Consider the following 23,413-nt stretch of genomic DNA (forward strand, 5'->3'; position numbering starts at 1 on the left):
AGTTGATAAGAATCTGCGACAGTAACGCATCAGGATACAGAGTGATGGGAGCCAGCATTTGTGCGAGTTCTTGAGAATGGTAACGCCCATCAGAGTCTTGAGCTCTGACCGGCAATACCGCGAGGGGCAAAAGAAGAAGACACATAATTGTAATGCGATGTGGGTAACGTAATAAACCAGACTGTTTCATGGGGCCCTCCGGAATCTCTCGAGAGGTCTGCAACAGACATCAAAGTGGTTAGCCTGAAAACAGTATACCGCTGTTGTCACGATTCTCCTGCGTTGCTTACAAAAATTTACATTACGTACGTTCAAGGGACGCATTTCACACGAACAGGGTTGATTGTGTTCAAGAAAATCCTTGCGGCTCCCTGCAGCACAACGTATGATCCGAGCTGCTTTGATTTACCCACAAAATAAACAGGATACCGTTATGAGCTTACCCAACTGCCCGAAATGCAATTCCGAATATACCTATGAAGATGGCCTGATGTTTGTTTGCCCCGAGTGTGCCCACGAGTGGCCGCAACAGGGCGATGAGTCTGCAGAGCCACAGGAAAAACAGATCCGTGACGCCAATGGCAACGTCCTGGAAGATGGTGACAGCATCACCGTGATCAAAGACCTTAAGGTTAAAGGTTCTTCTCTGGTGGTCAAAGTCGGCACCAAGGTTAAAAACATCCGTCTGGTGGATGGCGATCACGATATTGACTGTAAAATTCCCGGTATCGGCGCCATGAAGCTGAAATCGGAATTTGTCAAAAAGAACTGATTCTTCATGGGGAGTTGTCCGCTGTCAGCTCCCCGTTTTTTAATTTTTCCAGTTTTATTACTTCATGAAAATTAAATTAGTCACCACCCACCTCTACTCCTTCACCTGATTAAACCTTTTCAAAATCCTGTTTTTAATCGTTTTTCACACAAAGAGCTTCCACTCATTCCTTTATCACTATGTTTCTATGTCAATCCTGCAACGATTAATCCGACAAAAATAATCAACTATATAGTTGACATTCCTGAGCGTTCTTCTCAGAATAGGCATCAGGATCAAGAAAGAACATTCTCTTTCAATTAATCGCACCATCTGTCGTGATCAACACGACAGCCCCGCCATTGTGTAAGTCGGGCTGCGAACTTTTTTAACGTATCATCAGGTCCACATACCTGAGCATTTTCATCAGCTATAGAAAGGGCAACATCATGGCAGCACATGCACCGTATATCATGACCGTTCGACACCAGGGTTCCAACCAGGTCGGTCAGGTGATGTCGTGTTGTCACAGTTCGATGAAAATGCGCTGGCTCATTGCTGCACGACTGACACGGCAATGGGCAGAATCAGGGCTATAACGCGGACAACGATGTCCTCCATTTGACAGCAAGAGAAATTTCAGGAGGAAAACGTGAAAGAAAAAGCAGCCCAGAGTGTTGTCAAATCCATCTCCTGGCGCATTACCGGCACCATCGACACCATGGTGATTTCGTATTTTATCACCGGCGATTTCACCATGGCGATGAATTGTACGATGTTCGACCACTACTCAAACAACTCAACCAACACTTTGACAGCAACCGGGCTCTGATCAACCTGCCACGGAAATTCAAGATTGCCGTCAGCGGATGCCACCTCCACTGCATCCGCCACGAGATTCAGAATGTGAGCTTCGTCGCGGTTCCCCAGGACGACAAGGTTGTTTTCGACCTTTACGTCGGCGGCGGACTCAGTTCCGGCAGACAATTTGCTCTACGTCTTGAGCGCACTTGTCAGCCAGATCAGGTGTTAGCGGTCAGTGATGCCGTTGCCCACCTGTTTCACGATTATGGCAATCGCGAAAACCGATCAGCGGCCCGGTTGCGTCATTTAATTCAAAACTGGGGTTTGGAGAAATTCCGCGACGCCCTTGAAAACCAGCTTGATTTCGTGTTGGGCACGGGGCAACCACCTCAGCTCACGGCATTGGCCCAACGACACCATTATGGCTCTTTTAACAGTCATAATCGGAAGACTTGCGGGCTGGGCATCAAAACCTCCAGCGGCAAGCTGGGGGCTGAAACCGTCTCAGCGCTGATCAAACTGATGGAACACCATCACATTGACTTTGTCCGACTGACACCGACTCAGGATTTGCTGCTATTGGGCCTGAAAAAAAACAGCCTGCCCGAGGTTATTGAAGGACTTCATGCTCTTGATTTGCAAACGGCTCCCGGCCCGTTGCGCCTGCACAGCACTGCCTGCACCGGCCTGACCTATTGCAAGTTTGCCTTGAGTGAAACCAAGGAGTTCACCGAACAGCTGCTCAAAAGTCTTGAACAGCGTTTCCCGGAGTGGGAAAAGCCGCTGACCATTGCCGTTTCGGGCTGCCCCACGGCTGCTCCCACCCTTTTGTCGCCGATATCGGTTTGGTGGGCTGCAAAATCAAAGACCCATCCGGCGAGTCAGTCAACGGGTATGATATATACCTGAGAGGACGGCTCAATCGCACTGACAGCCGCTTTGCCGAGCGCAACGGGATTCGGCTGCCCAGTTATGCGGTTGCCGGTTATCTGGAAAACCTTCTGGAACAATTGAGTTGATTCTGCAACTGAAAGCAGGGCAGAGGCTTCCCACCCTCCCGGGAAGTCACCGCCCTGTTTTTCATCCTCTCCCCCTACCGACCGGAAAAGTCAGCGCTACACTTGTCAGAGAAGAAAATATTTTTCTGGAGCCAGCAATGAGTCAGCTGATTTTAAACCGTTACGAACAAAATGATCAGGGTGCCTTTATCATCGATGTTGCTGCTGAACGGGTGGAAGACCTGTTCAGCAATTTCGATAAACGAGCCCCTTATATCCGGCGTGATTTAGATCAGGCATTTGTCGACTACCTGATCGACTGTGCACGCGAGATCGGCCACGATCCATTCGTCATCCGCATTGAGCTCACCCATCCGGCCGACGACAGCAAGCGGCAACGGATCGTTAAAAGCATCAGCAGCTATTTCCTCTATCTCAGAGAGCTGGAAAAAGACTTGCTACGCCACATGTTCCGTCGTTCAGCAATTCTGCTCAACATTGGTCTGGCGATTCTGTTCATGTCGGTGTTCTTCAACCAATGGCTCGGCGAAGAGCGCTCAGTCGTCGCCAATGTGTTTGCTGAAGGTCTGACCGTTGCCGCGTGGGTATCTCTGTGGGAATCGTTGGCCGTGTTTTTGATTGAATGGCTGCCCCATCGCAAAACTATAGCCCTGTATCTGTACCTGTCCTCCACGCCGGTAAATTTTCCATCGACCCATGATATCAACCCGGCATTTCTGGCACCAAACAAATAATTCATCATTAATTAGTCATGTTGACAAAATCAAATTTCACTCTAATATCCTTACAATGTATCAATGGTTACAATCTTAAACATTTGCTCAACAATCTAAAAACACTGGGGGGGAGACCATGCAAAGGAATTCATTGTTCAAAACACTTATTTTTCTGGCAATTTGTGCCACGTTATTGACAGCTGGGTGCGATGGTGACGGTGATCACTACACCGTAGCCACACCGGATGCAACCGAAACATTAGTTCTTGGAGAGGCAACCACAGACTTGGGGAATACAACATTCCGACAAACAGTCGACATGCAGGATACGGATACCAACGAGTATTTTCCCGGCCAGGCCAATATCTGGAATATCTCCAGCGACTTCTCGTTGAGTGATGGTGGCGATGATCAATTTGACGGAGTAATGCGTCTCAATGTTGACGCCACCTCTTTTACTTCTCAGAACTACACGGATCTGACTTTCTACACGCCTGCGGTTACCATCGATGACGGAGTGAAGGTTGCTGAAGTGGTCGAAAGCCTGGGTGAAACCTATGATGGCGGCAGTGAGATTTTAGCTCTTAATGGCACCTATTCTGTTGCCATGAATATGATCTACGATGCCAGGTTGGCTCAAGTCATTGATCTGTCAACTGCAGTTGCGCCAGTAAATCTGACATGGCAGTGGGATCTCACCATTGATGACGGATCATTCAGTGGAACAGATGCTAAAATGGACGTCGTATTAAGAAGCACAGCTGACGGCAGCGTTGTGGCAACCCTTTACAGCATCGATTCGGGTGAGGAAACAGACCACACCGTTTCACTGAATGATTATGTCGGCCAACAAGTAGTTTTGTCATTTGAATACAGCAGCAGCGGTGACTACGGTACCTTGATCGATGATATTTCCATTGTCGACGGCAATACGCAAGAGTTTGTCAGCAACGGTGATTTTGAAACCGGTAACTTGACGGGATGGACAACAAACGAGCCTGAAGAACTGCAGAATTTTACCAGTGCTGCTGAAACTATTGCCGATTTGACGGTGACCCGTTCATTCTATACCGTACCGGACAAATCATGGGGTCGTTGGGTCGATGTGTTCACCAATGAAACGGCTGCGGCCATTACCACAACAATTCAATACGAACATAATCTCGGTTCCGATGATTATGGAATTCTTTATCTGACGCCAGGAACAGACGGACAAGCCCTCACCGGCTGGGATGCCGAGGCTGACTCTGGCTACGACCCAGGTTCTTCATCCAATGACCGTGACTTTGCCTTTGTCTTTGGTGACGTGACGGAAGTGCTGTTTACCAGTGCAACTGGACTTGATACAGGGGATGGCAGTGACAGCATTACCCACAACTACAATGTTACGGTTGAGCCGGGTGAAACCATTGCCATTGTCAACTTTGTTGTCATGAACGGTATCGACACCAATATGACAGCAACGGATGAAACCGCTCTGGCAACAGCGATTGATGCGGAAGTCACAAATATCTTGAGTGATTTCTGGACGGATGGCCAATATCGCACCGGTATGACTCAAGCCCAGATTGATGCCATCATCAATCTCTAACTGACCCACAACGAAAAAAGGGGGAACGGCCATGCCGCTCCCCCTTTTTTATCACAAAGAGACAAAGAGTTACTCTTCGCCTGCTCCTTCCTGCTCATCAAGGTTCTGCTGAACGACATCTTTGAGCCAGGAGATCTCTTCCGGAACAAACTGTTTCTGATAATCGGTGCCCATATTCATGGCCCAATAGAGTTTTTCCGGAGTCATCTGCACAATGACAAAACCGGGCAGGACCACAAAACTGACCTGCTCTTTGGCCCAGCCAGACAGGCGCTCCTCATTTTCAAACATCATCAGGTAGTGGTTACCTTCCGATTCGAGAATCACCGGCTCAATGCTGTCATCTTTCTGGATATCCTTTTTACCGACATTCTCTTTATCCTCGTCATAGACCGGAATGTAGAATTTCGTATTAAGTACCAAGTCATAAAAGGCCCCCTGTTTCTGTTCATCTTCAATATAATCAGCGAGGGCCTGGTCCAGTTCGGTCATCAACTTATCCTTTCGTTACTTGTATAGGTTTTGCCACATCATCGGGGCGCTTATTGGCGTGTAAAAAAATCAGCTCTCTTCAGGGGCAAAACACAGTGCATAGTCACTGCATTCTCCACAATTGGGTGACTTGCACAGTACGGCACCGTTCTGGTCACACAAGGTCTTAAATAAAAAGCGCTTCCAGCGCATCCCTTTATTATTGGCTGCCGCCATGGTCGGCAGAAGTCGCCGAATTGAGGCCGTTAACTCAGGGCGCTGGAATAAGCCCATTGAAACCCACAGATGACCGGGATGAGCTGCCCTAGCCGTGATAATTGAGGCCAACCAACTCGCCATAGAACGCTGCACAGCACTGCCCTGTTCGGGAACATGCGACTGCACAATAACACGAATTTCATCGTTTGGCTGCGGTAGAGATGGGGCATCCGGCAAACAATGGGATAGCAACTCAGGTTTAACCGCTGGAAAACAGGTGGTTAATAATTGCGTGAATTGCTCTTGAGTCAAACCAAGAGCCTGTGCCGTATCCCAAGGCTCCTCAGCAGCGATTGTCAACAGACAGGCAAACAAATGACGATCTTCGGCTGTGATCTCCTGTCCAGCAGGACTGTTCATCAGGGCCTGGTAACAGGGGTTATCCGCCGTAATGCGCGGGCCGTGGTCCTCTTCAACCGGGCTGTAACTTTCCAGCACCTGTCCGGCTCCCATGGCACTGCGCACGGCACCGTGCAAAGCCTGAACTGCAATATCAGCACAATAATCACGCTCGGCCGGCAAGCCGTCGAGACATTCATCAACACGTTGCGGCGTCAGAAGAAGAACATCGGAAACCGATAGCCCTTCAGCCATGTCCGCTGCGGCGGCACAGGCGGCAATGGTGAAACCACACCCGAATACCTGAAAACGGATTTTGATGACGATATTATTTTCAACGTTGATGGCAAAACGTGCGGCGGGCCGGGTTCCGGCCTGGCCAGCTTTGAGGCCGATTTCACCAACCCCGTCCGGGTTTGTCAACGTTCCGGACCGACTCAGGTCCATGGCCCATTGTCGAATCGTATCACTGTACATAGGGTGATCTTTCTGCAAACAAGAGAAAAGACTTCGCGTTTATCGTATCAGAGTGACGCAAAAGATATGCCATCGGCCAAGAACGCATCCTGTTTTTGTAAGAAAAGCCACCAATGCGGCTTTGGCGAAAACATTGATCAGACAGAGTTTGTGTGCTGTGGTGCTGAAATCGGTAGCGAGAAGACAATAATCGCGGGGAAATGTTCAAAAAATAGACAGTAGCGACGGATTACCCGTTAAAGAAGGTCTCGATTTCCAATTCATATTTTTGCACCAATTGTTGGGTTTCGCCAAACTTGATAATGGTTTCATACAGGGTGATCGGCGTGGTAAAACGATGCAGCCGTTGTTCCATGATGAGACCCCAATGCTCTTTGAGCGACACAAAGTGATCATGGGAATAGCCATCGAGAAAAAAGCCTTCCGGTAACGGCGGCCCACCACGCAGCTCGTAATACAGGTGTTCACGCCCACCATCTTGAGACACGGTAAACAACCGGACATCGAAATGTCCGACAGGCCATTCAGCGTCGCTGTGTTCGACCGCGACCTCACCCTGAGGCGATACCAGTTTAAATGGCGCAAACAGACTGTTGAGAAACAGAGAACAATTGATCCCCATCGGCACGGCCCACAACAGCAAAAAGGCCAGATAATCGCTATGTTTTCCACCATCATAGTAATGCTGGGCCGACCAGATAAACCCCATTGAAACCGTCACCACATAGATGAAGCCAAGCAATGGCGGATAACGAAGCAAATGCCAGACAAACGTACTGGCCAAAGCCGTCACACCAACGACCGCAATCAGAAAGGGACCACTGCGAACAATGACCCGATACGGCGGCCCCTCCAGATACTGGCCGAACAGAAACAGCAACAGGGGAACCAGTGCCCATCCCGCATAACGCAACCATGATGGTCGTGTGTCTTCAGCATCACCCATAACGAACGGCATCCTCTGTGGTCTTTGACTCAGGTCGGTTATTGTGTGTCTTTTGCAGGCAACAAAGACGGCTGCAACTGAAAAAACACCTGTACGCCATGCGCTGAGTCCTGCATCGCAGGCCACCTGTTATCCGGCAGCGCACCAGAGAGAACATTGACGCGCTGCGGCTCGAGGCCCAGATCAATAAATTTTTCCCTGAACTTCTGTTCATAGCGTCGCGCCAGATTCCAGCGATATTCGGCGCTGTACTTATCTGAGCCCTGCCCGCTTATCAACAAACAGCTTTGCGGCCAGTCTCTTGTCAAAGCGTTGAAGGTTGCGACAATTTGCAGCACAGATTGTCGAGCCGCCTCCGACTCGCGCCCCTCTTCGTCAAGATCGAGGCTCACCCCTTGCATCATACGTTCATCACTGAGAACCTGCAAACGCACCGGAACGCAACTTCCTTCAGTAATAACAGAGAGACGTGCGGGATAACGACGCTGCGAAGGAGCGATATTGCGGTTTGTAAAGGGGAGACAACGCCCCTGCCATGCTTGGCTGAGTTCGCTCCAGGGACGGGCAGCCGAAAAGATGGCGCACGCTCCCTCTTCAGTTGTGTTTTGAACAACCGCCGTTCCAATCTGACGTTCATAACAACAATGCCCGCCGACAAAGGGCTGGCAGCCGGCAAGACCAAGCAAAACGACTGCGATCAAAAAACCTTTTCTCCTGATTTTCCACTGTGTTGCCATGCTGTTTTTTTTCAACACACGCTCCATGGTGGTCGCACTGTAAAAATCATATCGCTGGGATTTCATTATATGAAGGAGATATCGAAGCAACAACACATAATTCAAAAGGGTTTGGCAACTTTTAACGTAAATCTGCATGGCATCAGACAATAAACAGGCTAAGATAGGGCCATGATCTCTTGGTATGGTTACAGTCTGGCCGCCCTGCTTCTGCTCGGATCGCAGCGTTTTCTATATAAAGTTGCCGCCCATCACGGCTTCGCCTCTGGACGTGTAACCACTGTATTCATGGCAACGGTCACTCTGCTGAGCTGCGGCCTATACCTCTTCCAACCCCATGCTCAACCCTCCCTTTACCCATTAGTGATGCTCTCTTTAGCCAACAGTCTGTCGTTCACAGTGTCAACCAGGGCCAATATTGAAGCGTTGCGCCACCTCAGTGCCGGAATCATCTTCCCCCTGACCCGCTTAAGCCTGGCCTGCGTTGTGGTGGTCTCACTTATCTGGTTCGATGAAACATTGACCACCGGCCAATGGCTGGGGATGATTCTGGCGTTCAGTGTCATCTATCTGCTCAGTCAGGAAGCCCGTTTTGATGCGGCATCGCCTCAGGCACTGCGCCGAGGTCTGGGCTTGGTGTTGGTGTGCATCCTATGCGGAACCGTGGCCTCGGTGTCAAGCAAGCTGGCAGCGGTCTCCACGGACAAAGCCGCCTTTATGGCCCTCTCCTATCTGGTGGGCACCTTGTTCAGCGGTCTAACTAGCCGGGTAAAAAAAAATACGCCCCCCAGGCAATCCTGGTGGCCGACCGTAGCTCTGGGAGGGGCAATGGGCGTTCTCAACTTTCTCGGATTTTATGCGTTTCTCAATGCCCTGGAAAGCGGCCCGCTATCAGCCATTATTCTGATTACCGGCATGCATTTCATCATTGCCATGGTTCTTTCGGTGTTGATTTACCGCGAGGCAGTCACTTGGCGCCGTGTGGCCGCCATGGTTCTTACCGTGGGCACCGTCGTACTGCTCAAAGCCTGATACTTCCATCCTCACCAATCGATAAACTCGCAGACCCTCCGCGTCACTCTTCATCCCTGCCATTTTGTTTTTTGAAACAACAGCCGAACCGGATGCGAATGTTTCTCTAACGATAATCGTTAACGTTTAACGGATATTTCTATCATTCCATCAAGGAGGAAAATGTAATGCACATCCTGTTCAAACGTTGGACAACTCTGGCCCTGCTCGGCACGACCCTGGCTGTGGCCGCCTGCAGTGATGATTCCGACAAAACATTAATCGAGCCGGCGTCATTGACTCTGGTCGGTCGCTACGCGGAAAACCAGGCTCTGGATGAGGGACGTTCGGAAATTGTCAGTTATCATGTCGCCAGTCACTCCATCATGGTGATTAATGCGGATGACGAGACAGTGGACATCATTGATGCCAGTACGCTGACCAGCACCGCTTTGGCCAACCCGTTGACCGACTCCAATCTGACATTACGCCAACAGCTTGATGTGGCAACGGATGTCACCACCATCACCGCCGGAGGCATCAACAGCGTAGCTGTTCATGGCAATCTGATGGCTGTTGCCGTGGAAAATGACGACAAACAGGCCAACGGCGTCATCGCCTTTTACACGCTTGATGCCGCTGGAACAGCAACCTTTCTCAAGACCGTGGCCGCCGGAGCGTTGCCGGATAACGTGGTGTTCTCGCATGACGGCGCCTATGCCTTGAGTGCCAACGAAGGGGAACCTTCCGGCGACTACACCAATGACCCGCAAGGCAGTGTGACGCTGGTTACCATCTCAAACGGCATCCCGGCCGACAGTGGAACGCAAATCACCTTTAGCGAAGACGATTGTGATGCCAATGTGCGACTGAGTGGCCCGACTGGCACCACCGCAGCCCAGGACCTTGAACCCGAATACATTACCATCTCCGGAGACAGCACCACCGCCTATGTGTCTCTGCAAGAAAACAACGCCATTGCCGTGATCACTCTGGCGACGGCAACCGTGGAGCAAATTTACGGTTTGAGCGCCAAAGACCACTCCGTTGAGGGCAACGGTCTTGATGCCAGCAACAAAGACGACAGCATCAACATTCAGACCTACGAGCATCTATCAGGCCTGCCCATGCCGGACACCGTGGCCAACTTCAGACGTGATGGGGTCAATTACTTGCTCACCGCCAACGAAGGGGATTCACGCGAATACTTTTTTGACGCGGACGAAGCCACCTGTATTGCCGCAGGCGGACTGGATTGGGACGACGATGATGGCTGCCTGTCGTGGACGGATGAAGCGCGAGTGGAAGACCTGCTGCTCGATGCCGCTGTGTTCAGTGATTCCACAGTGCAGGATGAAGATCAGCTCGGTCGGCTCAAGGTGATCACCACCGAGGGCGACACCGATGGTGATGGTGATTATGATGAACTGTATTCTTTCGGGACCCGCTCCTTCTCGATCTGGAACGCGGACACCGGCGAGCTGATTTATGACTCCGGCGATGATTTCGAACAGATTACTGCTGAGCAATTAGGTTACGACGGATTCAATAACAACAACACCGAGAATAAAGGTGACAACCGCTCCGACGATAAAGGTCCTGAACCGGAAGCCCTGGCGGTCGGTGAGGTCAATGGACATTATTACGCGTTTATCGGCCTGGAACGCACCGGCGGCATCATGATGTACAACATTGATGACCCCACAGCACCCGAGTTCGTCGAATACCTCCTCAATCGTGACCTGGAGGTGGACATCGAGACAGACCTGGAGTCGGCCGGCGATCTGGCCCCGGAAGGGATGGCCTTTGTTGACGCTGCGGACAGCCCGACCGGCAATGCCCTGCTCATCGTCGGCAATGAAGTGTCCGGCACCACAACCGTCTACGAAGTCAAATAACCCTCTAACATGCTCTCACCGCTGGACGTGATCCGGCGGTGAGAGGTTCCCTTCTGTGTCCAGAAACTCATGCGTCTTTGGGGTGATGAACGATGACATCTTTAAGGCGCTCTTCGATCTCGACCACTTCGTTGATATGGGCAAAGAACAGATCGAGCAGTCGCGGATCAAATTCGGTTCCACGCCGTTCGCGCATATAATCGAGCACCTCATCATAACTCCAGGCATGCTTGTAGGCTCGTTTTTGTAACAAAGCATCAAACACATCGGCAATGATGACAATGCGGCCACGCAGATCAATCTCTTCGCCGCTCAAGCCCTGAGGATAGCCACTGCCGTCCCAGTGTTCATGATGCTGATGAGCAATCACCGCAGCACAACGCAATAATTGCCGCGTTGAGTGTCGCAGGATGTCATGGCCATAAACCGTATGGGTTTTGATGATTTCGAATTCCTGTGGTGTCAGGCGAGCCGGTTTGTGCAAAATGGCATCGGGGATGGCAACCTTGCCAACATCATGCATAGCTGCAGCCCAGCGGATCTCCTGGCAGAGCTGACCGCTGCATCCGGCCAGACGCGCCAACAAGGCACTAATCTCGGCGACCCGGTTGATATGCTGACCGGTTTCGACGCTTTTGAACTCGCACACAGCGCTCATCATCAAAATGATTTCCCGCTGGGTTTCTTCGATATCGCGGTCGTGATAGCGTTTCAATTCAAGGTGGGTTTTGACCCGCGCGCACAATTCATGGGCATTGAACGGCTTAGTCACATAGTCGACGCCACCCAGCTCAAAACCTTGGATTAGACTGTCGCTGTCAGTGCGTGCCGTAAGAAAAACAACGGGAATATGGTGGGTGGCTTTGTCGGCTTTAAGTCGGCGACACACCTCGAAACCATCCATCGGCTGCATCAGAATATCGAGCAGAATCAAATCAAAATCATGCTCTTTTACCCGCTCCAGAGCCTGTTCGCCACTGGTGGCAAAAATCATCTGATAATCGTCCACATCCTTGAGCATACGAATCCCCACCTGAATATTGGTCAGGTCATCATCCACCACCAGAATGGCTGGTTTGTCATTGATCATCGTCATCAACCTCCCCATTACGTACGGCCTCCACCAATTGGGGAAAATCACCCAGCAGACCGTAGACTTCTTTTAAATCAATCCCTTCAATCGCCTGACGCAACCGCGTACAATACTCCGTGAGTAGCTCAAGCTCGTATGTCGCGTTAAGCTGCATCAATTGCTCAACAAAGGAGTCAAACAATGACAGATCGCCCTGTTCACGAATCTGCATCACTTCGTGGTTAAACCCTTGCATCTGCTGCTCAAGTTGCCGTTTGTGCTCAACGCTGCTGAAACGACAGCGAGGTTGTTCTCTCTCGTCGGCACTGGTATCAATCGATTGGGCCGGTAAAAAACGGGCGACGGCACGCAACAGATCAACGCGTTCAATCGGCTTACGCAGATAACCGTCAAAACCACGCTGTTTAAGTTGTTTCAATTCTGTCTCCAGAACCGACGCAGTTAAGGCAATAATGGGAAGCTGTTGCCAGACCTCACTATGCCGCATGCGCTCCGCAGTCTCCTCACCGCCGAGCACCGGCATCCGTAAATCCATCAGCACCAGGTCGATCGGGATTTCCGTCAGTCGCTCTAAGGCCTCAACACCGTTTTCCGCCTCGACGACACGGATCGCCGTATCTCTGAAAACAGCTTGAATTAACTGACGATTGTCAGTCACATCATCAACAATCATGACAGTAGCCGGCTCAAAAATAAAGTGGGTCTCAGCCAGCTCCGTATTCACTGGGAGCATCGTGCCCACATCGATGTTGTGCAAAATGACACTGAACGTTGACCCCTGCCCCAGCTCGCTGGCGACATGAATCTCTCCATCCATCATGGTCACCAGTTTTTGACAGATGGCCAGTCCCAGACCGCTGCCACCAAAGCGCCGTTCATCCTGGCCCTTGGATTGTTGAAACATCTGAAAAATGGACTCATGATCATCGGGGGAGATCCCCATACCACTGTCTTCAACATCGATCTGCAAATCAAGTTTGCTGCACTGTGCATCGCGAAAGATTTTCTGCACCCGCAAAGTGACATACCCCTGCTCGGTAAATTTAATGGCATTACCGATCAGGTTAAGCAAAATCTGACGCAGACGCACGGCATCGACCAGCAGTGACTGAGGCAGTGCTTCATCGACATCAACAACAAAGTTCAAGTTTTTGTGGCGAATCTGTTCATGAAACAACTGCTCCATATCTCGAAACAGCTGATGGGGATTAACATTCTCCCGGTGCAAAACCATCTGCCCAGCTTCAATTTTTGAGAGATCAAGGATATCATTGATAATGCCCAATAACGCTTTGCCGCCGATCTTGATAGAGCGCAAATAGCCTTTTTGCACCGGATCCTTAATCAGGGTATCGAGAATATCGGTGAAGCCGATCACCGAATTGAGTGGAGTACGAATATCGTGACTCATGTGGGCCAGAAAGACACTTTTGGCCTTGGTGGCCTGTTCAGCGGCCTCTTTGGCAACCAGCAAGGCCGCTTCAGCCTGCCGCCGTCGCTCAACCTCGGCCTTAAGCCGCCGATTCCACCAGAGGGTTGCCGCAATAATCACCAAAAAAATCGCCGCGCTTTGCCACAGAAGCCGATAATCGATATCCGCTTCGTATTCAAACGCAATCCAACGTCGATAGATCTCGCGCCGCTCGTTGGCATCAATACTCTGCAATGCCTTATTAATGATAGAGCGTAATTCGGGCAGATCTTTTTGAATACCAAAATAGAGCGCATAGGAATACGGTGTGGCACCGGAAACCTTCAAATTACTCAAGCCGGCTCGTTCACTGTCATAATCAAAGGTGGGCAGATCAACGATAAAAGCATCGATCTCCCCGCGCGACAGCGCTTTCAAACCGGTCAGGGCATTGCTGAACCGCGACAAAAGAGCTTCTGGCACATCCTTAAGGATCTTTTCGCCCACCACGTTGCCATCAACAACACCAACGTTGTATTGTGACAATTCCGTGATGCGACGAAACTGGCGGGCAGACTGGCGCACGACAATGACATGATCGACACGGATGTGTTCGCTGGAAAAATCCATTTGCTCAAAACGACTTGGCGAATACCCCACCACATCAATCAGATCAACCTGATGTTCCTGAAACAGATGTAAAGCCGTGACAAGATCGCGTTGGCGTCGGGCTTCAAATTGAAGACCGGTGCGTTGGCTGATCTGCTCCAGATAATCGGCGATAACCCCGGAATAAACACCTTTAGCATCATAAAAAGTTGTCGGTGCGCGTTGCGGGTCACCACTGAAGGTGACGACAGGATGCTGTTTGAGCCAGTCGCGTTCAGCAGCTGTCAACTGGACTTTTTGACGTTGCGGATCATTGGCAGTCAGCCAGCGTTGCTCAATCTGTTGTCGCTGTACGGTGGAGATATCGTCGAGTGCAGCTTGCAGAATCGCCAGAAGTTGTGGCTGTTGGCGGGAAACCGCCATGGAGAGTTGGGTGTTGACCAGATCAACGGCAAAGGCGGCGCGAATACCAACAAAGTGGTTTTTATTGGCAACAAAGTTGACGGCACTGTAGGTATCAATATAGAAATCAGCTCTGTCATCCATCAGCGCATCCAACGCCTGGCTAATGGTATCCACTTCAAGGATGGTGACGGACGGATAATTGTGCCGTATCTGCGGGGTTGTGCCGCTGCCTTTAACCATCACCGCACGATGATGGCGGATATCATCAAGAACATCGATCCCTTGGTGGTCATCGCGGATAAACAGAAACTCGCGGGCCTGAATATACGGGGTAGTAAACAAAAAAGGAGACTGGGCTGCGTTGTGCTGATAGATGGCCGGCAACAGATCGATCTGTTCATTCGACAAGCTTAGTTGCAAGCTTTCCCAGGTGTCGGTGAAGGAATAATCAAACGTCAGGCCGGTTTTTTTGTGAATCAGATCAAGATAATCGCGCGCCAGTCCACGGTATTGGCCCTCTTCCCGAAAATCGTACGGTGGCCAGGTGCTGCCGGTACCGACACGAACCCGCGGATGTTCCAAAATCCATTGCCGCTGCTGAGGCGTCAGCCCCAGAGTCTCGTCTTCCTGATTGGAAAAATAATCGACCCAGCGCTGGCGAATCTGTCGGTGGGTTTTATCATCGATGCGCGACAACGCTTGTTGCAACGCAGTGTACAGTGCGGGACGCTGCTTGCTGACGGCAAAGCAAAAGCCATTTTCCAGGGCATCCACTTTGAACGCCACCTGAACATTGGTGAGAATATTTTTTCCAAGAAAATAATTGCCCACGGCAAGATTACCAATATGGGCGTCCACCTTGCCCAGAGCCACCAATTCAAGGGCTTCTTCGTTGGAACGGGTCAGAACCAGATTAACTTGAGGATAGTGACTGACGAAATAATCGTGAAGAAAATTACCTCGCGGCAGAGCAACGGTTTTACCCGCCAGATCGGCAAGGCGTTGAATCGTCTCGTCCGTCTTGCGAACGAACACCGCACTGTCGATATAGATATACGGCTGCGTGAAATGAAGGTAGGCGGTGCGTTGCTCGGTGCGGGCAGCACAAGCCAGCATATCGACCTCACCGTCTTTGGCCATATTGAGCACATCATGCCAGTCACCAGGCACGTATTCGATCTCAAGCCCCAGATCCTTGGCAACATGATCCAGATAATCGGATGCAATGCCCTGATGCTTCAGGTCTGAATCATAATAATCAAACGGTGGCCAATTGGCATCGACACCAACTCGAATTGTCCGCGGGTAATCCTCTTTTTGCACCGATGGCGATGAAGCGGCATCGACCGTGACGACACTGCAAAAAACAAGCAGAAGAACAAAAAATACATGACGTTGCATCGTGCATGTCTCCAATCACCTGAACTGCTTGATGTTTTTTCCGCAAGAAAACTTCCTTTATCATAAAAGTTTTTCAATAAATAACAATGCAAAACACATCTCACTCGACTGGCGCGCCTGTTTCATCACAAAAAAGTCCAGCAAACCATTGATGCTAACAAAAAACAAACCAAGCCGATCGCAATAAATCTCTACAATGGCAGGATCGCTGTTCAAAATCTCATTTATGTCTCTTTTGTTAGAACCCTCGCCCTTGTAAGCATCACTTTTGAGGAGTATAGTAATAGCAAACAGCATATAGGAAACGTTACTACCAGTAATAAGATATGATGTTTATTCGATTGTGGGAACACACACAACAGCGCAGCTCCCCTTGATGAAGGGTTTTCATTATGATGGGCCGCAGACACAGATATTTTCCATTGATTTTGATCATCATGGTAGTGCTGTGCCCAGCGATGTCACAAGCAGCAAAACCTGAAGCCGTTTCCATTCAATTAAAATGGCACCATTCCTTTCAGTTTGCCGGGTATTATGCGGCGATTGAAAAAGGCTTTTATGCTGAAGAGGGATTGCATGTCCGGCTGGTTGAACGCAAGATCAACGGCAAGCATTATATTCAATCAGTTGTCGATGGTGATTGTCAGTACGGCACGGCTGACACGGGGTTGCTCCTCAGCCATACCCAGGGAGCCCCGGTTGTCTGGCTGACGCAAATTTTTCAACATTCGCCTCTGATTCTTCTGACCCTGAGCAAGTCACGTATTTTCAGTCCTTACGAACTGACGGGAAAAACCGTGGCTTACGATCTGGAAAATGCCGGCAATGCTTCAATCCAGATGCTGCTGAATCAGACCATCGGCACCGACAAGCAACAATTCAACACAGTCCAGATCAATTACGATCTCAACCGCCTGGTTAATGGCGAGATCGATGCCACCAGTGCCTATCTGAGTGATCAGCCTTTTGCCCTGAAGCAGCTGGGCCATGACGTCAATATTATCGACCCGCGCAACTACGGCATTGATTTTTACGGGGACAACCTGTTTACCAGCCACGACGAGCTGATCAACCATCCTCAACGTGTTGATAAAATGATTCGGGCAACCTTGAAAGGCTGGAATTATGCTCTGGACCACCCCCAGGAAATCATTGAACTAATCCTGGCCAAATACAACACCCGACAACTGCCCCGCGAACACCTGCGCTATGAGGCCAAGGTAACGGACCGCATGATCATGCGCGAGCTAGTTCCGCTGGGCAGCATCGATCCGCGTCGAATAGATTCCATCCTTCACGCCTATGTCCAACTGGGACACCTGGCGGACAGCCACATGCTGCAAAACCTGTTTTACGGCCTGTCCCCGGCGAAGATCAACCTGACCAGCGATGAACAACAGTGGCTGCTGGAGCATCCGCGCATCAGTTTAGTCATGGGTGATAGTATGGAGCCGATTGTCATTAAACAGCCAAACGGCTCTGTTGTCGGCATCATCCCGGATTTTCTCAATTACCTTGGTGATATGATCGGTCAAAAGCTCTACCTGACCACCCAGGAGGATCTAAAGAGCACCCATCAAAGGGTGCACAAGGAGAACCAATACGGCATCGCCGTCACTCTGGACAGTCCCGAACGCCGTCGTGCTTTTCTGTTTACCGAACCCTACTACCAGACACCGCTGATCGTATTTGTTCAAAAAGACCAGATTGAGAACATCTCCAGCAAAGAGGACCTCAAAGGGAAAAAAGTGGCGATTGTTCGCGGCCATCCGTCTACCGAACACTATCTACAAAACATGGAAGGTGTGTCGATTGTTTACACAGACTCGGCTGAAGAACAATTGAGGCAGCTCCAATATGGTGAAGTGGATGCCATTGTCGGTTACACGAACTATCACTATCTGATTGAAAAAAATCTATACACCAATCTGATTCCGGCATTTTCCACTGAAAAGCAGTTCCCCATCTATATGGGGGTTAAACCCCAATATGCCCCTCTGGTGGGAATCCTGAACAAAGCGATTGCTACTTTGAGCAGTCAAAAGCGCTCGAAGATCATCTCTCACTGGCTCAAGCATCACAAACATCCTCAACAGGTTCAGAACAATCTGCCGTTAAGTGATGAAGAGCAGCACTACCTCTCCGGGTTCAAGTCGATCAGGGTTTGCGCTCAAATTGATTCTATGCCCTACGAACTGGTGGATGACTCAGGCAACTATTACGGTATTGTTGCCGACTATATGGATCTGTTCACCTCTCAACTTCAGCTCCCCGTTGACGTGGTCGCCACCAGGAATGATCTCGACAGCCTGTCCGCTCTGAGTCAAAACCGCTGTGATCTGATTGCCGCTCACTCACTTGAGGGCAATGAGCAGTCACATTATCTGGGCACAAAACCCTATTTTGATTCCCCCCGGGTATTTGCCGTCCACAGCTCGTCACCACCGGTAAATGATTTCAATGCGTTGGCCTCAGGGCGTATTGGCGTGGTGGCCCACTCAGCCGAGGCATCTTTGCTGGGGCAAATTTATCCGCAAATCAACCTGATCACGGTTGGCTCGATCCGGCAAGGGTTACAGCTCGTTGCCAATCATGAACTGGACGCGTTTGTCGGTGTGCTCGGCAGCATCAGCTATTCGATCCAGCAGCTGGCTTTATCATCGGTGAAAATCGGTGGTGCCATCCCAAGCAACGACAGGCTGGTGATCCTGGTCAGTGAAGATCAGGCACCGCTATTGCCCATTCTTAACAAGGCCATCGACCGGCTGACACCACAGGACCGCAAGCAGATCATCAGCCGCTGGATCAGCGTCACCTATGATAATGGCCTTGACTACCGCACCCTGGCCAAAGCGGGCGGAGCTGTTCTGATGATTGTCGGCTTTCTGCTCTATCGCCAGTACCTGATCCGGCGCAGCAATCTGACCCTGATGGCCGCACATCGTGAATTGGAAGAAAAAAACCAGGAGTTGAATCGACTCTCCATGACGGACAAATTGACCGGTCTGCTCAACCGTCACGCCATTGAGCCGATCATTGACAATGAAATTGGCCGTCACAAACGCGCGAATAACCCGGTCAGCCTGCTGATTGTCGATCTGGACTATTTCAAAAAAATCAACGACAACTTCGGTCATGCCGCCGGTGACAAAGTGCTTAAAGAGGTCTCAACGGCTTTGATTGCCGTCACCCGCAGTTCCGATAGTCTGGCACGCTGGGGCGGTGAAGAATTCCTCCTCGTTGCTGGCGATACACGAATCCTTAAAGCAACAGCCCTGGCCGAGAAGATTCGCCAGACCATCGCGGGCTTGCAGATTGACGATATCCCCGTCACTGCCAGTATTGGTGTTGCCGAGTTTAATACGGATGAGACATTTCACCAATGGTATGAACGATGTGATAAAGCGCTGTATCAGGCCAAGGATTCCGGTCGCAATTGCGTTAAGGTCGCTCAGATGTCACGCAGCGAAATCAGTGCCCCCATGTCGATCAATAATGTTCTGCAATTGTCTTGGAGCGACAAATTCTGCTGTGGCCACGAAACCATCGATGAACAACACATGGGCTTGTTTGCCCTCGGCAATGAACTGATCGAAGCCTTTCTCATGCGCCAGGATAAGCGACTGGTTGATGATAAACTTGAAGAACTCTATAAAAACACCTGCGACCATTTCAGCTTTGAAGAACAGCTTTTAGAAGAGGTGCACTACCCGAATGTGGTTGAACACCGTCAGGAGCATCGTCACATGGAAGAAAAGCTGGTGAGCCTGATTGAGATCTACCAACAAAACCGAGCCGATTACAGCGAGCTGCTTCACTATATCTCCATTGACCTGATCTCAGGTCATCTGTTATGTACCGACAATGACTACTTTGCCTATCTGGTCAATGACACTGTTCGTGTAACACGCTCTTGAGCCTTGGATTCCCATGATATTCAGCCTGATTTTCCTAACCGTCTGCACACTGATGCAGCTTTATATTTCCTGGCGTATTCATACAACGCTGCACCTGTGGCAAAACAACCACCAACACTGGCTGTGGTGGAGCAGTGGTGCACTGTGGGGGCTGTTTGCTCTGTGCTGGTTGCTTCACTCGCAAGTTTTTATTTTGCATCATTGGTCGGAGTGGTTTTGGAGCCAATGGCTCGGCATGTTGTTTTTGCTGTTTATGCCACTACTGCTGGTTGATCTGGCAACGCTCTTCGGTCTGGTGTTGCGGCGTGTTCAGCGTCTTATGCTGACAGCAGCACTGTTAGTCAGTCTGGTGTTGTGTGTGATTGCCACCATTCAGGGAACCCGTGCGCCTGTCATCACCCGTTACGATGTCACAGTGACGACGTTACCGGAGCACCTGGATGGATTGACCCTTGTCGCAGCCAGCGATCTGCACCTTGGCCCGATTCTCGACACTCACTGGCTTGAACAGCGACTCCAACAGGTTCGGGGTTTGTCTCCCGATATAGTAGTTTTGGTCGGTGATATTTTTGAAACGAATGGTGATGAAGCTGGGGAGTTTATTGACCGGTTTAAAACATTGCAGGTGCCGCTCGGGGTATGGGGAGTCAGCGGCAACCATGAATATTACGGCAGAAATAAACTGCCATTATTTGAAAAAGCCGGCATCCAACGCCTGCAGAATAACTGGCAGCAGATTGTTCCGGGACTGATCATTGCCGGAGTCGATGATCTGACCGTGGCACACCGCCGTGGGCAGCTCGACAATTTTGTCGAATCCGCTTTAAATGGCCGTCCGCACGGTGCAACGATCCTGCTTAGCCACACGCCATGGCAGATTAACCAAGCAGTGGCCAACAACGCGGATATTATCATCAGCGGCCATACCCACAATGGTCAGATCTGGCCGTTCAACTATCTGGTTGAACGACAATACCCCTATATTCAGGGTCACTACCCGCTCGGCAGCAGTCACTTGTTCGTCGGACGCGGCACCGGAACCTGGGGGCCACGCATGCGCCTGTGGCAACCAGCGGAAATTCTCCACATCGTCCTGCACGCAGCAAAGAACGAAACAGTTGCAGACACTGAAAGCACTCCCCGCTGACAACCATTTACACTGTCCCCACATTTGTCTTATCATCATGCCATGGAACCACAGCGCAAAATTATCCATATCGACATGGATGCATTCTACGCCTCTGTCGAACAACGTGATCATCCGGAATTACGCGGCAAGCCGGTCATTGTTGGCGGACCACCGGATTCGCGTGGCGTTGTGGCCACCTGTTCTTATGAAGCGCGCAAATTCGGCATCCACTCGGCCATGGCCTCTTCACGTGCCTACCGGCTCTGTCCTCAAGCATTATTTGTCCGCCCACGCATGGAGGTGTATCGGCAGGTTTCCTCCCAAATCCGCGCCATTTTTGAGCACTACACCGATTTGATCGAACCGTTATCGTTAGATGAAGCCTTTCTCGATCTCACCATGAGCGACAGGCAGCCCAACTCAGCCACATGGATTGCCCGGGAGATTCTTGAACGGATTCACCGCGAAACCGAGCTGACCGCTTCGGCCGGCGTGTCCTACAACAAATTTCTCGCAAAAGTGGCTTCAGACTGTCACAAACCAGCCGGGCTGACGGTGATCACGCCTGATCAGGCCAGCGACTTTATCGCGCAACTGCCCATTCGTCGCTTTTTCGGCGTTGGTAAAGTCACGGAGAAGAAAATGCTCCGTCTCGGTATCACATGCGGCGCCGACCTGCTTAAGTATCCAGAGACCGAATTGATTCGTCTGTTTGGCAAGCAGGGGCGTTTCTTTTACCGCATTGCCCGCGGCATCGACGAACGACCAGTCGTCGCTCACCGCCAGCGCAAATCAATCGGCAATGAAACCACCCTTTCTGAAGATATCCGCAATCGAGACCAAATGCTGACGATCCTCTCAGCTCTGGCTGAAAAGATCGAAGGACGTTTGGCCCATTACCAGACCTCCGCATACACCATTACCCTGAAGATCAAGTTCTCAGACTTCCAGCAGGTCACTCTGAGCTTTACCAACGACCAGCCGCTGAAATCAGCGGACGAAATGATGGCCATTGCAACCACCCTGTTACAGGATTCCGCAGCAGGAGAACGCGCTGTACGCCTGCTCGGTCTGACCCTATCCAATCTGGTCTCTGGGCATACCAGTGATCCCTGTGGCCAACTGCCCCTGCCTTTTCCTGGTCACTCTTCAACAATCGCTCCATCAAACCACATTGAACAGCCGCACAAGGTCTACTCTTGATTGAACACCCTCCCGTCTTTATGGCACCAGCCGGGCCGACGTCTCAAGCCGCTGACATGGGTGCAGATGCACTCAGAGATTTTCGTTTGAAATAAAAAGGGATGCTGAAACAGCACCCCTTTTTTACAAATGAGTATGTTCTTTATGCTACATACGCGCCAACCCTGTTGCCGTGGAGTCGAGGCGAATGACCAGATTATCGTCATTTTCAATACGAATAAACAAGGTATCAGAGCAGGATCCTTTTGGGAAAAAAGTAATTGTAAAGCTACCGGTCCCTTGCCAGGCTGCTGTTGTCAGGCTACGAGCTTCCACAACGTCTGCGGGTAAGTCAAGCGCCGTACCATTATAATCAGTGTAGGTTTTTGCTGTCAGATTCAACGTCACCTGTTTAATCTGGCTGTCCGTCACAGCTTCACTGCGGGCATGCCGAAGCCAAGTCAGCATTTGCCGTGCTGCCTCTTTGTTGGCAGCACGTTCACGCCAATCCTGAGTTGCTGGCAACGCAATGGCAAAAAGGATCGCCATAATAGAAATGGTGACAACCAGCTCTGTCAGTGTAAAACCACGTTGATTCATGCTCATCCCTTCTAACGCCGAACAGTTGAAAGCTCAAGTTGAAAGATCTGTTCAGCGCGACCATTATATGGATCAAAGGCTTCTATTTTAACAGGATACAGTCCTTCGTTTTCCTCTGGCTGCCACTGGAATCGGCCACTGTTGGCGTCTAAATCAAAGTTCTGAGGCCCCTCAATCAGGCGGTATGAGACTTCATCACCATCGACATCTTCAGCATAGACACGCCCACGGTAAAGATCGTCATCATACTCAGCCTTGGGGTCTTTGGTAAACTGCGGCGGTGCATTATCGGCATAAATTGGCTTGGGGATAAACGGAGGATATTCTTCTCCAGTTATTCCATAGGCCTTGACTTCAACGATAATTTCATCACCGCGTTTAAAAAAATCGCCGGACAGAAATGGACTATCCTCAAAGTCGATTTCTTCGCCGTTAACCAGCCAGCGATAGCTAAAACTAACTTCATCAATCAAATCATCCTGAACAACGGGTTCAACGGTAATCCCACTCAAAACATTAACTGGAGCGGGAGTATAACGTAGTTGAACCACTGGGCTACGCTCTTCCATCGCGATAGCAGTAAACGGCAAACTTAGAACAGCTATAATGAGCAATCGTCGTAGCATA

At 50.4% G+C, this 23,413-nt stretch carries 21 protein-coding genes; 11 read left to right on the top strand and 10 right to left on the bottom strand.

The genetic code is table 11. The annotated features are described in order from the left end of the window. The coding region (locus DACE_RS14795; protein ID WP_040367660.1) for a DUF3300 domain-containing protein at nucleotides 1-190 on the bottom strand (190 nt) is incomplete at its 3' end. Between the two features lie 243 nt (nucleotides 191-433). Between DACE_RS14795 and DACE_RS14800 the strand changes: the two genes are divergently transcribed. From DACE_RS14800 to DACE_RS14820, 6 genes are all read left to right on the top strand, one after another. Continuing rightward, the gene (locus DACE_RS14800) at nucleotides 434-772 is read left to right on the top strand and encodes a zinc ribbon domain-containing protein YjdM (protein ID WP_006002553.1); all 339 of its coding nucleotides are present in this window, start codon (nucleotides 434-436) and stop codon (nucleotides 770-772) included. A gap of 428 nt (nucleotides 773-1,200) precedes the next feature. After that, nucleotides 1,201-1,350 (top strand): hypothetical protein, encoded by a 150-nt coding sequence (locus DACE_RS18245; protein ID WP_155809158.1) that lies wholly within the window; start codon nucleotides 1,201-1,203, stop codon nucleotides 1,348-1,350. Nucleotides 1,351-1,403: 53 nt separating this feature from the next. Next, the gene (locus DACE_RS14805) at nucleotides 1,404-1,583 is read left to right on the top strand and encodes a DUF2061 domain-containing protein (protein WP_040367662.1); all 180 of its coding nucleotides are present in this window, start codon (nucleotides 1,404-1,406) and stop codon (nucleotides 1,581-1,583) included. Next, complete coding sequence (locus DACE_RS14810; RefSeq protein ID WP_081450040.1) at nucleotides 1,520-2,464, top strand: nitrite/sulfite reductase; 945 nt, start codon at nucleotides 1,520-1,522, stop codon at nucleotides 2,462-2,464. The genes DACE_RS14805 and DACE_RS14810 overlap by 64 nt, the downstream gene beginning before the upstream one ends. Before the next feature lie 247 nt (nucleotides 2,465-2,711). Then, nucleotides 2,712-3,308 (top strand): hypothetical protein, encoded by a 597-nt coding sequence (locus DACE_RS14815; protein WP_006002557.1) that lies wholly within the window; start codon nucleotides 2,712-2,714, stop codon nucleotides 3,306-3,308. A gap of 118 nt (nucleotides 3,309-3,426) precedes the next feature. Beyond that, on the top strand, nucleotides 3,427-4,881 hold the full coding sequence (locus DACE_RS14820) for a hypothetical protein (protein ID WP_006002559.1): 1,455 nt from the start codon (nucleotides 3,427-3,429) through the stop codon (nucleotides 4,879-4,881). 69 nt (nucleotides 4,882-4,950) lie between these two features. Here DACE_RS14820 and DACE_RS14825 read toward each other — a convergent pair whose 3' ends face one another. From DACE_RS14825 to DACE_RS14840, 4 genes are all read right to left on the bottom strand, one after another. Next, complete coding sequence (locus tag DACE_RS14825; RefSeq protein ID WP_006002561.1) at nucleotides 4,951-5,373, bottom strand: SseB family protein; 423 nt, start codon at nucleotides 5,371-5,373, stop codon at nucleotides 4,951-4,953. A gap of 69 nt (nucleotides 5,374-5,442) precedes the next feature. Beyond that, nucleotides 5,443-6,447 carry a nitrogen fixation protein NifQ gene (locus DACE_RS14830; protein ID WP_006002562.1) on the bottom strand — a complete coding sequence of 335 codons (1,005 nt, stop codon included), beginning with the start codon at nucleotides 6,445-6,447 and terminating at the stop codon, nucleotides 5,443-5,445. 229 nt (nucleotides 6,448-6,676) lie between these two features. Then, nucleotides 6,677-7,393: a hypothetical protein gene (locus DACE_RS14835; RefSeq protein ID WP_006002564.1), complete on the bottom strand. Its 717-nt coding sequence runs from the start codon at nucleotides 7,391-7,393 to the stop codon at nucleotides 6,677-6,679. 38 nt (nucleotides 7,394-7,431) lie between these two features. Beyond that, nucleotides 7,432-8,268: a hypothetical protein gene (locus DACE_RS14840; protein WP_006002566.1), complete on the bottom strand. Its 837-nt coding sequence runs from the start codon at nucleotides 8,266-8,268 to the stop codon at nucleotides 7,432-7,434. A 33-nt stretch (nucleotides 8,269-8,301) separates the two neighbouring features. Here DACE_RS14840 and DACE_RS14845 point away from each other — a divergent pair, with 33 nt between their 5' ends. Together DACE_RS14845 and DACE_RS14850 are read left to right on the top strand one after the other, a co-directional pair. After that, nucleotides 8,302-9,162, top strand: coding sequence for a DMT family transporter (locus DACE_RS14845; protein WP_006002567.1), 861 nt, complete (start codon nucleotides 8,302-8,304; stop codon nucleotides 9,160-9,162). A 167-nt stretch (nucleotides 9,163-9,329) separates the two neighbouring features. After that, nucleotides 9,330-11,039, top strand: a complete 1,710-nt coding sequence (locus DACE_RS14850; RefSeq protein WP_006002570.1) for a choice-of-anchor I family protein — start codon at nucleotides 9,330-9,332, stop codon at nucleotides 11,037-11,039. Nucleotides 11,040-11,106: 67 nt separating this feature from the next. On the opposite strand, the gene DACE_RS14855 is transcribed toward DACE_RS14850, so the two are convergent. The 3 genes from DACE_RS14855 to DACE_RS18250 are packed head-to-tail and all read right to left on the bottom strand — an operon-like array spanning nucleotide 11,107 to nucleotide 16,255. Further along, entirely contained in the window at nucleotides 11,107-12,135 is a 1,029-nt protein-coding gene (locus DACE_RS14855; RefSeq protein ID WP_198912569.1) for a response regulator, read from the bottom strand. Next, nucleotides 12,119-15,958, bottom strand: coding sequence for a transporter substrate-binding domain-containing protein (locus DACE_RS14860; RefSeq protein WP_006002572.1), 3,840 nt, complete (start codon nucleotides 15,956-15,958; stop codon nucleotides 12,119-12,121). The genes DACE_RS14855 and DACE_RS14860 overlap by 17 nt, the downstream gene beginning before the upstream one ends. A gap of 60 nt (nucleotides 15,959-16,018) precedes the next feature. Beyond that, on the bottom strand, nucleotides 16,019-16,255 hold the full coding sequence (locus tag DACE_RS18250; protein ID WP_155809159.1) for a hypothetical protein: 237 nt from the start codon (nucleotides 16,253-16,255) through the stop codon (nucleotides 16,019-16,021). A 161-nt stretch (nucleotides 16,256-16,416) separates the two neighbouring features. Between DACE_RS18250 and DACE_RS14865 the strand changes: the two genes are divergently transcribed. Genes DACE_RS14865 through dinB form a run of 3 tightly spaced genes read left to right on the top strand, consistent with a single transcriptional unit; the run spans nucleotide 16,417 to nucleotide 22,207 of the window. Beyond that, nucleotides 16,417-19,875 carry an ABC transporter substrate-binding protein gene (locus DACE_RS14865; RefSeq protein WP_162013613.1) on the top strand — a complete coding sequence of 1,153 codons (3,459 nt, stop codon included), beginning with the start codon at nucleotides 16,417-16,419 and terminating at the stop codon, nucleotides 19,873-19,875. 13 nt (nucleotides 19,876-19,888) lie between these two features. Next, on the top strand, nucleotides 19,889-21,022 hold the full coding sequence (locus tag DACE_RS14870; RefSeq protein WP_006002577.1) for a metallophosphoesterase: 1,134 nt from the start codon (nucleotides 19,889-19,891) through the stop codon (nucleotides 21,020-21,022). 42 nt (nucleotides 21,023-21,064) lie between these two features. Beyond that, nucleotides 21,065-22,207, top strand: coding sequence for a DNA polymerase IV (dinB, locus tag DACE_RS14875; RefSeq protein WP_006002578.1), 1,143 nt, complete (start codon nucleotides 21,065-21,067; stop codon nucleotides 22,205-22,207). Nucleotides 22,208-22,354: 147 nt separating this feature from the next. Here the strand turns inward: dinB and DACE_RS14880 are convergent, their stop codons facing one another. Further along, nucleotides 22,355-22,786 (bottom strand): GspH/FimT family pseudopilin, encoded by a 432-nt coding sequence (locus DACE_RS14880; protein ID WP_006002580.1) that lies wholly within the window; start codon nucleotides 22,784-22,786, stop codon nucleotides 22,355-22,357. Between the two features lie 11 nt (nucleotides 22,787-22,797). Then, complete coding sequence (locus tag DACE_RS14885) at nucleotides 22,798-23,412, bottom strand: hypothetical protein (RefSeq protein WP_006002581.1); 615 nt, start codon at nucleotides 23,410-23,412, stop codon at nucleotides 22,798-22,800. Nucleotide 23,413: the final 1 nt, after the last annotated feature.

Origin of the sequence: Desulfuromonas acetoxidans DSM 684 (assembly GCF_000167355.1) — a bacterium.
Taxonomy (GTDB): Bacteria; Desulfobacterota; Desulfuromonadia; order Desulfuromonadales; family Desulfuromonadaceae; genus Desulfuromonas; species Desulfuromonas acetoxidans.

Bases quoted from the DNA above. Each gene is read 5' to 3' on its own strand.
- DACE_RS14800 (WP_006002553.1), top strand. From the start codon at position 434: ATGAGCTTACCCAACTGCCCGAAATGCAATTCCGAATATACCTATGAA.
- DACE_RS18245 (WP_155809158.1), top strand. From the start codon at position 1,201: ATGGCAGCACATGCACCGTATATCATGACCGTTCGACACCAGGGTTCC.
- DACE_RS14815 (WP_006002557.1), top strand. From the start codon at position 2,712: ATGAGTCAGCTGATTTTAAACCGTTACGAACAAAATGATCAGGGTGCC.
- DACE_RS14820 (WP_006002559.1), top strand. From the start codon at position 3,427: ATGCAAAGGAATTCATTGTTCAAAACACTTATTTTTCTGGCAATTTGT.
- DACE_RS14825 (WP_006002561.1), bottom strand. From the start codon at position 5,373: ATGACCGAACTGGACCAGGCCCTCGCTGATTATATTGAAGATGAACAG.
- DACE_RS14830 (WP_006002562.1), bottom strand. From the start codon at position 6,447: ATGTACAGTGATACGATTCGACAATGGGCCATGGACCTGAGTCGGTCC.
- DACE_RS14835 (WP_006002564.1), bottom strand. From the start codon at position 7,393: ATGGGTGATGCTGAAGACACACGACCATCATGGTTGCGTTATGCGGGA.
- DACE_RS14840 (WP_006002566.1), bottom strand. From the start codon at position 8,268: ATGCAGATTTACGTTAAAAGTTGCCAAACCCTTTTGAATTATGTGTTG.
- DACE_RS14845 (WP_006002567.1), top strand. From the start codon at position 8,302: ATGATCTCTTGGTATGGTTACAGTCTGGCCGCCCTGCTTCTGCTCGGA.
- DACE_RS14850 (WP_006002570.1), top strand. From the start codon at position 9,330: ATGCACATCCTGTTCAAACGTTGGACAACTCTGGCCCTGCTCGGCACG.
- DACE_RS14855 (WP_198912569.1), bottom strand. From the start codon at position 12,135: ATGACGATGATCAATGACAAACCAGCCATTCTGGTGGTGGATGATGAC.
- DACE_RS14860 (WP_006002572.1), bottom strand. From the start codon at position 15,958: ATGCAACGTCATGTATTTTTTGTTCTTCTGCTTGTTTTTTGCAGTGTC.
- DACE_RS18250 (WP_155809159.1), bottom strand. From the start codon at position 16,255: ATGCTGTTTGCTATTACTATACTCCTCAAAAGTGATGCTTACAAGGGC.
- DACE_RS14865 (WP_162013613.1), top strand. From the start codon at position 16,417: ATGTCACAAGCAGCAAAACCTGAAGCCGTTTCCATTCAATTAAAATGG.
- DACE_RS14870 (WP_006002577.1), top strand. From the start codon at position 19,889: ATGATATTCAGCCTGATTTTCCTAACCGTCTGCACACTGATGCAGCTT.
- dinB (WP_006002578.1), top strand. From the start codon at position 21,065: ATGGAACCACAGCGCAAAATTATCCATATCGACATGGATGCATTCTAC.
- DACE_RS14880 (WP_006002580.1), bottom strand. From the start codon at position 22,786: ATGAATCAACGTGGTTTTACACTGACAGAGCTGGTTGTCACCATTTCT.
- DACE_RS14885 (WP_006002581.1), bottom strand. From the start codon at position 23,412: ATGCTACGACGATTGCTCATTATAGCTGTTCTAAGTTTGCCGTTTACT.